We start from the raw sequence: 10328 nt of genomic DNA, 5'->3' as shown, positions 1-10328 counted from the left end.
GCACTCCGCTATCGCGAGCAGGCTCACTCCTAAAGGGATTGGTGGGCCTTAGATAAGGCTTTCTTGTAGATGGCTACGCAGCGCCTGCAACTCTGCTTGCAGGTGTTGCAGGCGTTCCAGAGAAAAGCCGCTGGCGCCGAGGATGCATTGCGGGACGGTCTGGGCTTTTTCTTTCAATACGCGGCCTTGCTCGGTCAGCTCGACAATCACCACGCGCTCATCCTCACGGCTGCGCGTGCGACTCAGTAGGCCCTCAGCCTCCAGCCGTTTGAGCAGCGGAGTCAGCGAGCCGGGATCGGTCAGCAACCGCGAGCTGATTTCTCCGACGGTCAAACCATCCTTCTCCCACAGCACCATCATCGCCAGGTACTGCGGGTAGGTCAGATTCAAGGCTTGCAGCAGCGGCTTGTAGACCTTGGTCATCATCAGCGAAGTGGAGTGCAGGGCGAAGCACGCCTGATTGTCGAGGAGCAGGTCGTCGCAGGTGTCGCGTTCGGAAGTCATGTCAAAGCCTTGTTCGATGATGGGCATGAATCTAGCGCTCGAATCTTTAATGCGCCAGATAATTCTCCGTGTTTAATGCCTGCCCAGATCTCGCTGCAACGCCAGATCCCATGGCGGCACCGGACTGAAGCGGGTCTTGAGATATTCAAGCAACAAGCGGCTGCGCGAGTTGGTTTGTTGCTCCATGCGCAGCGCGTAGATGCCGGTGGACTCCGGTTTCGGCAGGCCGTTTTCGCAGAACAGCGGCAGCAATTCGCCGCGCAGCAGGTATTCGCTGGCCAGCCATGTCGGCAGGTGCGCGATGCCCAAGCCAGCCAAGGCGCCGCAGACCAGGGCCTCGGCATTGTTGGCGCTCATGCGGATGCGCGCCGGACGGTGCAATTGCATCTGCCCGTCCTGTTCGAAGCGCCAGGCGAAGGGTGGGGCGAGGCCTTCCCAGTCCAGGCCATCATGTTCATGCAACTGCGCGGGCGTGTTTGGCATGCCTCGGCGCTGCAGATAATCGGCGCTGGCGCAGGCAATGCGCACCATGCTCGCCAGCGGTGTGGCCACCAGTCGCGTATCCGCCATCTGCCCGGCCCGCAGCACCAGATCGACTTTGCCCAGGTTCGAGCCGCCCATGTCGACGAAACTGTCGATCAGATGCAGTTGCACATCGAGCCCCGGGTAGAGGACGAGAAAGTCAGCAATCACCGGCGCCAGATGTCGGCGCCCGAACGCGGCGGGGGCATCGATGCGGATCAAGCCTTCCGGCGCACTGCTCAGGGACACAGCTTCGGCGCGGGCCAGTTGCAATTCGGCGACTATCCGCCGCGCGCGTTCGGCAAACGCCAGGCCTGCCGGCGTTGCTCGCACGGCATGGGTGCTACGGACAAACAACTGGCTGCCAACGGCGTTTTCCAGGCTGTCGATTCGTCGAGCGACGGCCGAAGGTGTCAGCGGATGGCGGCGCGAAGCGGCAGAAAAACTGCCGCTCTCCAGCACGTCGAGAAACAACCCGAGTTGGTCGGTCAATTGATTGGGATTCATATCGGTTCAATGCTTGTGCGAAATCGGCATAGCCATTGTGCGTTGCTGTGCGTTTCCCCGCCAGCCGTGACTGCGTAGGATGAATCGCCTGACGTGAGAGGAATTTGCTGTGATGGAGTTTGTGTTGTACCTGCTGTTCGGCGCCGCCCTTGGCACACTTGGCGGCATCTTCGGCATCGGCGGCGGTTTGATTGCTATTCCGTTGCTCGGTGTGTGGTTTGGCCTTGATCAACAGATCGCCCAAGGCACCGCACTGGTGATGGTCGTGCCGAACGTGATGCTGGCGCTGTGGCGTTATCACCAGCGCAATCGCATCGAACTGCGGCATGCGTTGCCCTTGGCGGTGATGGGCTTCTGCTTTGCGTGGATAGGTTCGATCTGGGCGGTGGGTATCGATGCGCAAACCATGCGCATCGGATTTGTCGCGTTCCTGGTGGTGCTCTCGGCGTACAACCTGCTGAAGATGTTCGGCAAGCCACCCGCTGCGACGTCTGAAATGCGCTATTCCTGGCCGTGGCTTGGCGTGCTCGGCGCGGCGTCAGGGACCATGGGCGGTTTATTCGGTGTCGGCGGCGCGGTGGTGGCAACGCCGGTGCTGACCAGCCTCTTCGGCACCACGCAAGTCGTTGCTCAAGGTCTGTCGCTGGCGCTGGCGTTGCCAAGCACCGGCGTGACTCTGGTAACTTACGCGGTACACCACGAAGTCGACTGGATGATCGGTCTGCCACTGGCCATCGGCGGCCTAGCGAGCATCAGTTGGGGGGTGAAAGTCGCCCACGCCATGCCGGAAAAACTCCTGCGTGGGCTGTTCTGCGGTTTCCTGGTGCTGTGTGCGGTGATGCTCGCGTTTAAAGTTTGAAGCCTTCGACGATGTGCTCGGCCAGGCACTCGGTGATCGGCGACGGATTGTTCAGGTTGCGGATCAGCATGATGCTGGCCTCGGGCAGCAGCGGCAGATCCTCGGCGGCGCCAAGAATGCGCATGTCCGGGGTGATCAGGCTTTCCAGTTGCGCGGTGATTGCCAGACCGGCACTGACCACCGCCATCAATGCCGAAAGGCTGGTGCTGTTGTAAGCGATGCGGTAATCGCGGCCCATCGCATCGAGCGCATTACACGCCCACAAGCGGCAGAAACAATCACTGTTGAACATCGCCAAGGGCAGCGGCGTCTGTTCGTGGGCGCTGAAGTTCTGCGCCTCGGCCCAGACGAAACGCTCCTTGCGCAACAACTGGCCGATCTCGTTGCCCGGTTCGCGGGTGACAATCGACAAGTCCAGGTCGGTGCGTTGCAGCAGTTGTTTGGTCGACTCGCAATGCACTTCGATCTGGATCAACGGATAGAACTGCGCGAACCGCGACAGAATTCCCGGCAGAAAACGCATCACGTAATCGTCAGGCGTGCCGATGCGCACCGTGCCGACCATGTGCGGCTCGCGCAAGGTGTTGAACACTTCACTGTGCAATTTGAGGATGCGCCGCGCGTAACCGAGCAACACCTGGCCTTCAGCGGTGAGGCGCACCTGACGGCCGTCACGCTCGAACAACTGTCGCTGCAAGACGTCTTCTTCCAGACGCTTCATCTGCATGCTCACCGCCGATTGTGTGCGGTTGACCATTTCGCCGGCGCGGGTGAAGCCGCCCTGATCGGCAATCGCGACAAAGGTGCGCAACACATCGGTATCGATACTGGGGTAGGCCGACAATTGATGAATCTCCGTGATGCATGCCATCAGAAACATTCGTTGGATTGATCTTAGCGCCGGCGTGAGACTTGAGCCATCCACAAAGGAGGCAACACGATGAAAGGTCAAAGAGAGTATGTAGACGAAGCAAAATTTTCCGGCCACGGCCATATCGTTTCCGACCTGCTGCACAAGTTTAGCCGCTGGTACGAACTGCACCGTGAACGCGAGTTGCTCGCCAGTCTGAGCGACGAAGCGTTGAAGGACATCGGCGTCAGTCGTGCCGACGTTGAACACGAAGCCGTGCGGCCGTTCTGGGATGACCCGATGCATAAGTGATGAACCCAGTGCTACACAAACCCTCTTCCGGTGAGGTAGGTTGCGAGCAGACAAGGAGATGCTCATGCCCGCGACTCTGGCCTTTTCCCTCAAACAGGCGCGACGACTGGCGCTGGCAGCCCAAGGCTTCAACGGGCGCCAGCCGCCGACTGTCAAAGCCGCTCACGTCAACCGGCTGATCGAACGGCTGGGTCTGCTGCAAATCGACTCCGTCAATGCCGTGGTGCGCTCGCACTACCTGCCGCTGTTTTCCCGTCTTGGTTCCTACTCTTCCGATCTGCTCGACCAGGCTGCCTGGAGTTCGGGGCGACGTCGTACGCTGTTTGAATACTGGGGGCATGAAGCGTCGCTGCTGCCGTTGTCTATGTATCCGTTGATGGCTTGGCGGATGCAGCGGGCCAGGCGCGGCGAGGATATCTATCAGCAACTGGCCAGATTCGGTCGCGAGCAGCAGGACGTTGTTCGCCGGGTGTTGAGTTCGGTTGAAGAGCAGGGCGCGTTGGGCGCTGGCAGCTTGTCGACCCGCGAAGACAAGGCCGGGCCATGGTGGGACTGGAGCGCGGAAAAGCATGCGCTGGAATGGTTGTTCGCAGCGGGTGAAGTGACGGTAGCGGGGCGGCGTGGTTTTGAGCGTTTGTATGATTTGCCGGAGCGGGTGATTCCCTCTTCAATTCTGCAGCAAGCATTGCCTGATGAGGCTGAGGCGCAGCGTGGGTTGCTGTTGCACGCGGCACAGGCCTTGGGTGTCGGTACTGAAAAAGACCTTCGTGATTACTTTCGGCTGAACCCGGCGGATGCCCGTCCACGTCTGGCGGAACTGGTCGAAGCCGGGCAACTGCAGCTGTGCGAGGTCGCCGGCTGGCGGCAGATCGCCTATTGCCTGGCGGAGCCGAAAGTCCCGCGCAAGGTCGTTGCCAGTGCGCTGTTGTCGCCCTTCGATTCTTTGATCTGGGAGCGCAGTCGCACCGAGCGCTTGTTCGACTTTCGCTATCGGCTGGAGATTTACACGCCGCAGGACAAACGGGTTTACGGCTATTACGTGTTGCCGTTTTTGCACAACGAGCGGATTGCCGCGCGGGTTGATCTGCGTGCCGAGCGGGCGTCGGGGCAGTTGGCGGTGCATGCGGTGCACGAGGAAGAGCCGGGACTGGATGAAGGAGGGATGTTGGCGCTGGCTGCTAATTTGCGGCAGATGGCGGACTGGTTGGGGCTTGATCGGGTGCAGCTCAATTGTCAGCGTGAGAGTGCGGCGCGGTTGCGGGTGGCATTGGCACAGATTGGGGGCGACTGAACCGGCCTCTTCGCGAGCAGGCTCGCTCCCACATGGGTTTTGTATACGACACAAATCCCCTGTGGGAGCTAGCCTGCTAGCGATTTCAGGCGACGCGGTCTAGCGGCGAACCTGCTTGAGGGTTTCAGCAATCAAAAACGCCAACTCCAGAGACTGATCAGCATTCATCCGCGGATCGCAATGGGTGTGATAGCGATCTGACAAGCCATCTTCTGTAATCGGCCGCGCACCACCGATGCACTCGGTGACATTCTGCCCGGTCATCTCGATGTGAATGCCGCCGGCATAGCTGCCTTCCGCCTCGTGCACCTGGAAGAACTGCTTCACCTCGCCAAGGATCTGCGCAAAGTCGCGGGTCTTGTAGCCGCTGCTGGCCTTGATGGTGTTGCCGTGCATCGGGTCAGAGCTCCACAGCACTTGCTTGCCTTCACGCTGCACCGCGCGGATCAGCGCTGGCAGGTGATCGCCGACCTTGTTAGCTCCCATCCGCGCGATAAGGTTGAGGCGGCCCGGATCGTTGTCCGGGTTGAGCACATCGATCAGGCGGATCAGGTCGTCGGGGTTCATGCTTGGGCCGACCTTCACGCCTATCGGGTTGTTCACGCCACGGAGGAATTCAACGTGCGCGCCGTCGAGCTGACGGGTGCGGTCGCCGATCCACAGCATGTGCGCCGAGCAATCGTAGTAATCGTTGGTCAGGCTGTCGCGGCGCACGAAGGCTTCTTCGTAATTGAGCAGCAACGCTTCGTGGGCGGTGAAGAAACTGGTTTCGCGCAGTTGCGGCGAGCTGTCCATGCCACAGGCGCGCATGAATGCCAGGGTTTCATCGATGCGGTCGGCGAGGTGGCTGTACTTCTCGGCCAGCGCCGAGTTGGCGATGAAATCGAGATTCCACTTGTGCACCTGATGCAGATCGGCAAAGCCGCCCTGAGCAAACGCACGCAGCAGATTCAGCGTGGCGGTGGACTGGTGATAGGACTGCAGCAGACGCTCTGGATCCGGCACGCGGCTTTTCTCGTCGAAACCGATGCCGTTGACGATGTCGCCGCGATAAGCCGGCAGCGTCACGCCGTCGATGGTCTCGTCATTGGCCGAGCGCGGCTTGGCGAACTGACCGGCCATGCGCCCGACCTTGACCACCGGGCAACCGGCGGCGAAGGTCATGACGATCGCCATTTGCAGCAACACTTTAAAGGTGTCGCGAATTTTTGCCGCAGAGAACTCGGCGAAGCTTTCCGCACAATCGCCGCCCTGCAGCAGGAATGCCCGGCCCTGGGTGACTTCGGCAAACTGCCGGCGCAGTTCGCGCGCCTCACCGGCAAACACCAGTGGCGGGTAACTGGCCAGGGTTTGCTCGACCTGGCGCAGGTGCGCGGCGTCGGGGTATTGCGGTTGTTGCTGGATCGGCAGGGCGCGCCAGCTGTCAGGGCTCCACGGTTGGCTCATCACGGTCTCTAGGGGTCTACGCACGGAAGGCCATGTTAGCAGCAATTAGTGCGTGACCTGCTGCTGCCCCATCACCGACAATCGCCGCTTTGCCACGGCGCCACAGCGGTGCCATCGCGTCACCGCGCCCGGTGACCATCAGGAGACGAAATGACTGAGGAGCGCGTCGAGCATCTGCTCGCCGAAGTACAGGATGAGTTCGGCGTGATTCGCGTGCTGGAAGTGGCTGACTACCGCTTTCTCGAGTTCGGCGATGCGATCGAGCAAAGCTGCGTGTTCACCGCCGACCCGAGCTGGCTCGAATACGATTACACCCGGGCGATGCTGATCGGCGCGTTGTGCCATGAGCAGCCGGAGAGTGCGCTGTTTCTCGGGCTCGGCGCTGGAACGCTGACTCAGGCCTGCCTCAAGTTTCTGCCGCTGGACGATGTCGAAGCCATTGAGCTGCGTCCGGATGTGCCGCGTCTGGCCATCGAATACCTTGGGCTGGATGATGATCCACGCCTGTACATTCGCGTCGGCGACGCCCTCGAACTGCTGCCGACTGCTGAGCCGGCTGATCTGATTTTTGTCGACCTGTACACCGATGTCGGGCCGGGTGTCGGGCATCTGGCCTGGAGTTTTCTCGGTGATTGCCAGAAACGTCTGAATCCGGGTGGCTGGCTGGTGATCAACCAGTGGGCCACCGATGATGGCAAGCCGTTGGGTGCGGCATTGTTGCGTGGGCTCTATCACCGGCATTACTGGGAGCTGCCGGTGAAGGAGGGCAATGTGATTCTGATTGTCCCGGCGGACCTCGATCAGGTGCTGGACATGCAGGCGCTGACTGCCCGGGCTGAAGCGCTGGCGCCGCGGTTGGGCTATTCGTTGCAGTCGTTGATCAACAGTATTCGCCCAGCCACCTGAGACATCTGTGATGGCCCCTTCGCGAGCAGGCTCGCTCCCACATTGGAATGCATTTCCCTGTGGGAGCGAGCCTGCTCGCGAAGAGGGTCGATAACCTGTGAAAATTTCAGATCCCTTTGAAAATGCCAGGACGCCGCTCCACCAGCGACCGCACCCCCTCCTTGGCATCCTCACTGGCCAACAACTTTTTCACCAGTGCTGGCAACGCCTGCGCCGCCGCGGTCTCACCCTCATACCGAGCCTGCCGCGCCGACATCAACGTCGCCTGCACCCCCAATGGCGCCTGCCGGGCAATCCGCTCGGCCAACTCAATCGCCCGTGGCAGCAAATCCTCACTGGCCATCACTTCCTGCACCAACCCCAAGTGCAACGCCTCGTGCGCATCGAACTCATCGCCGGTCAGCAACCAGCGCATCGCATTGCCCCATCCGGCGATCTGCTGAAAACGTAAAGTCGCGCCACCAAAAGGAAAGATCCCACGCTGAACTTCCATTTGCGCGAAACGGGTATTGCTCGCGCACAGGTTAATGTCGGCGGCCAGCATCAACTCGATACCAATGGTCAGGCAATAACCTTGCGCGGCGACAATCACCGGTTTGCTCACCCGTGGTCCGACGAAAACACCCCACGGGTCGCATCCGCCGGTCGGAACCTGCCAGCCTTCAGCGAGTGCGCCGCTGGCGCTGACCAGATCCAGACCAGCGGTAAAGTGCTCGCCGTGACCAAACACCACCGCCACCCGCGCTTCGCTGTCGGCCTCGAACTCGCCATAGGCCAGGCTGAGTTCATTGAGCAGGTCGAGGTCGAAAGCATTGCGCTTGGCCGCTCGATCCAGGCCAATCAGATGGACGTGACCACGACGTTCACGGCTGACGCGGCCGGGGCAGGGCTGATTCATGGCGAAATCCTCAGGCGGGAAGGGCGGGTGCAGCGGCGGTATGCCGCACATCGATGAATCGTTTAAGCGTCATCGCCCGCAGGGCCGGGCCTTTGAAAAATAGACCTTGGCGCGATTATCCGCAAAACCCCGTTACACAGCGGTGACACAGGTATTTTGACGATAAAAAAAGCTCCCTTTTTGGGCAAAATCCGGTATAGTGCGCGCCGGCCTTTAACCGGGCCGCGTTTAGGTAGCGCATTTCCCGAAGTCAGCTTCGGCTGCACGTCCGCATTGCGGGCTCTTCCCGGACGATTCTTTTTTTCATTCATTCGTTTTCGCAAATCCCCGCCGACAAAGCTGCCAGGGCGACTCTTGAGTCTCAACACGGCATGCGCAGCTTTGGAGCATGGGTCTTTGCGGATGCACTTAGAGGCAGACCCATGACCCAGGAAACCGGCGGATTCGCCGCTTTTAATCTTAACCCGAATATTCTTGCAGCCGTCGCAGCGACCGGCTACGAAGAGCCTTCGGCGATTCAGCAGCAATCGATCCCGATCATCATGGCCGGCCAGGACATGATTGGCCAGGCGCAAACCGGTACCGGTAAAACCGCCGCGTTCGCACTGCCTATCCTGCACCGCATCGATCCTGCCAAGCGCGAACCGCAAGCCCTGATCCTGGCGCCAACTCGTGAGTTGGCGCTGCAAGTAGCAACCGCTTTCGAAACCTACGCCAAGCAAATGCCGGGCGTTACCGTTGTGGCCGTTTACGGCGGCGCGCCTATGGGCCCACAACTGAAAGCAATCCGTAATGGCGCACAGATCGTTGTCGCCACTCCGGGCCGTCTGTGCGACCACCTGCGTCGTGACGAAAAAGTGCTGTCGACCGTGAACCACCTGGTTCTCGACGAAGCTGACGAAATGTTGAAACTGGGCTTCATGGATGACCTGGAAGTCATCTTCAAGGCTCTGCCAGCGACCCGTCAGACCGTTTTGTTCTCGGCGACCCTGCCGCAGTCGATCCGCGCCATTGCCGAACGCCACCTGCGCGATCCGCAACACGTGAAGATCCAGACCAAGACCCAGACCGTTACCGCGATCGAACAGGCTCACCTGTTGGTTCACGCTGACCAGAAGACTTCGGCCGTTCTCAGCTTGCTGGAAGTGGAAGACTTCGACGCTCTGATCATGTTCGTGCGCACCAAGCAAGCGACCCTGGATCTGGCCAGTGCCCTCGACGCCAAAGGCTACAAAGCCGCTGCGCTGAACGGTGACATCGCCCAGAACCAGCGTGAGCGCGTCATCGACTCGCTGAAAGATGGCCGTCTGGACATCGTTGTTGCGACCGACGTTGCTGCTCGTGGTCTGGACGTTCCGCGTATCACTCACGTGTTCAACGTTGACATGCCGTACGACCCGGAATCCTACGTTCACCGTATCGGCCGTACCGGCCGTGCCGGTCGCGAAGGTCGTGCACTGCTGCTGGTGACTCCACGTGAGCGCCGCATGCTGCAAGTGATCGAGCGTGTAACCGGTCAGAAAGTCGCTGAAGTTCGCCTGCCGGACGCTCAAGCTGTTCTCGATGCGCGCATCAAGAAACTGACCAACAGCCTGTCGCCGCTGGTTGCTGATGCCGAGTCGACTCACGGTGAGCTGCTCGATCGTCTGACTGCAGACATCGGTTGCACCCCGCGTGCCCTGGCTGCTGCGCTGCTGCGCAAAGCCACCAACGGTCAAGCGCTGAACCTGGCGGCGATCGAGAAGGAACGTCCACTGGTGCCGAACAACGCACCGCGTGGCGACCGTCCTGAGCGCACCGGTGATCGTCCTGATCGTGGTGACCGCGAGCGTCGCGCGCCAATGCCTCTGGGCGAAGGCCGTGCTCGTTGCCGTACCGCGCTGGGTGCGCGTGACGGTATCGCTGCGAAGAACCTGCTGGGCGCCATCCTCAACGAAGGCGGTCTGGCCCGTGAAGCGATCGGTCGCATCCAGGTGCGTGACAGCTTCAGCCTCGTCGAGCTGCCGGAAGATGGTCTGGACAAACTCCTGACCAAACTGAAGGACACTCGCGTTGCCGGTAAGCAGCTGAAACTGCGTCGCTATCGCGAAGATTGATCCGCCTCCGGGCTGATTGATCGCACATAAAAAATCCCCGACTGGTTCGGGGATTTTTTTTGCCTGCCTGAAAGATCAAAAGATCGCAGCCTTCGGCAGCTCCTACAGAGGGAACGCATTCCAAATGTAGGAGCTGC

At 60.5% G+C, this 10328-nt stretch carries 10 protein-coding genes; 5 read left to right on the top strand and 5 right to left on the bottom strand.

Annotated elements, in window-relative coordinates:
- Positions 1-48: 48 nt before the first annotated feature.
- Together ACW9IR_RS26565 and ACW9IR_RS26560 are read right to left on the bottom strand one after the other, a co-directional pair.
- Positions 49-504, bottom strand: a complete 456-nt coding sequence (locus ACW9IR_RS26565; protein WP_457465601.1) for a MarR family winged helix-turn-helix transcriptional regulator — start codon at positions 502-504, stop codon at positions 49-51.
- Between the two features lie 72 nt (positions 505-576).
- Complete coding sequence (locus ACW9IR_RS26560) at positions 577-1533, bottom strand: LysR family transcriptional regulator (protein ID WP_102900388.1); 957 nt, start codon at positions 1531-1533, stop codon at positions 577-579.
- A 109-nt stretch (positions 1534-1642) separates the two neighbouring features.
- Here ACW9IR_RS26560 and ACW9IR_RS26555 point away from each other — a divergent pair, with 109 nt between their 5' ends.
- Positions 1643-2392, top strand: coding sequence for a sulfite exporter TauE/SafE family protein (locus ACW9IR_RS26555; protein ID WP_176470076.1), 750 nt, complete (start codon positions 1643-1645; stop codon positions 2390-2392).
- Here ACW9IR_RS26555 and ACW9IR_RS26550 read toward each other — a convergent pair.
- Positions 2382-3236 (bottom strand): LysR substrate-binding domain-containing protein, encoded by an 855-nt coding sequence (locus tag ACW9IR_RS26550; RefSeq protein ID WP_026000633.1) that lies wholly within the window; start codon positions 3234-3236, stop codon positions 2382-2384. The genes ACW9IR_RS26555 and ACW9IR_RS26550 overlap by 11 nt on opposite strands.
- Positions 3237-3332: 96 nt before the next feature.
- Between ACW9IR_RS26550 and ACW9IR_RS26545 the strand changes: the two genes are divergently transcribed.
- Both ACW9IR_RS26545 and ACW9IR_RS26540 read left to right on the top strand, forming a co-directional pair.
- On the top strand, positions 3333-3554 hold the full coding sequence (locus ACW9IR_RS26545; RefSeq protein ID WP_016985493.1) for a DUF1127 domain-containing protein: 222 nt from the start codon (positions 3333-3335) through the stop codon (positions 3552-3554).
- Positions 3555-3618: 64 nt separating this feature from the next.
- Positions 3619-4845 carry a winged helix-turn-helix domain-containing protein gene (locus ACW9IR_RS26540; RefSeq protein ID WP_102900389.1) on the top strand — a complete coding sequence of 409 codons (1227 nt, stop codon included), beginning with the start codon at positions 3619-3621 and terminating at the stop codon, positions 4843-4845.
- A 99-nt stretch (positions 4846-4944) separates the two neighbouring features.
- Here the strand turns inward: ACW9IR_RS26540 and ACW9IR_RS26535 are convergent, their stop codons facing one another.
- A complete protein-coding gene (locus ACW9IR_RS26535; protein ID WP_003226774.1) occupies positions 4945-6291 on the bottom strand; it encodes a class II 3-deoxy-7-phosphoheptulonate synthase in 1347 nt (448 codons plus the stop codon).
- 150 nt (positions 6292-6441) lie between these two features.
- On the opposite strand from ACW9IR_RS26535, the gene ACW9IR_RS26530 reads away from it, so the two are divergent.
- Entirely contained in the window at positions 6442-7197 is a 756-nt protein-coding gene (locus ACW9IR_RS26530) for a spermidine synthase (RefSeq protein ID WP_095120471.1), read from the top strand.
- 106 nt (positions 7198-7303) lie between these two features.
- Here ACW9IR_RS26530 and ACW9IR_RS26525 read toward each other — a convergent pair whose 3' ends face one another.
- The gene (locus ACW9IR_RS26525) at positions 7304-8095 is read right to left on the bottom strand and encodes a crotonase/enoyl-CoA hydratase family protein (protein ID WP_102900433.1); all 792 of its coding nucleotides are present in this window, start codon (positions 8093-8095) and stop codon (positions 7304-7306) included.
- A gap of 422 nt (positions 8096-8517) precedes the next feature.
- Here ACW9IR_RS26525 and ACW9IR_RS26520 point away from each other — a divergent pair, with 422 nt between their 5' ends.
- Positions 8518-10191, top strand: coding sequence for a DEAD/DEAH box helicase (locus ACW9IR_RS26520; protein ID WP_008088238.1), 1674 nt, complete (start codon positions 8518-8520; stop codon positions 10189-10191).
- Positions 10192-10328: the final 137 nt, after the last annotated feature.

This window comes from Pseudomonas sp. SDT291_1_S447, assembly GCF_054070155.1.
Note: the sequence above shows the minus strand (reverse complement) of the source record. Positions and strands in the feature narration are given on the sequence as shown.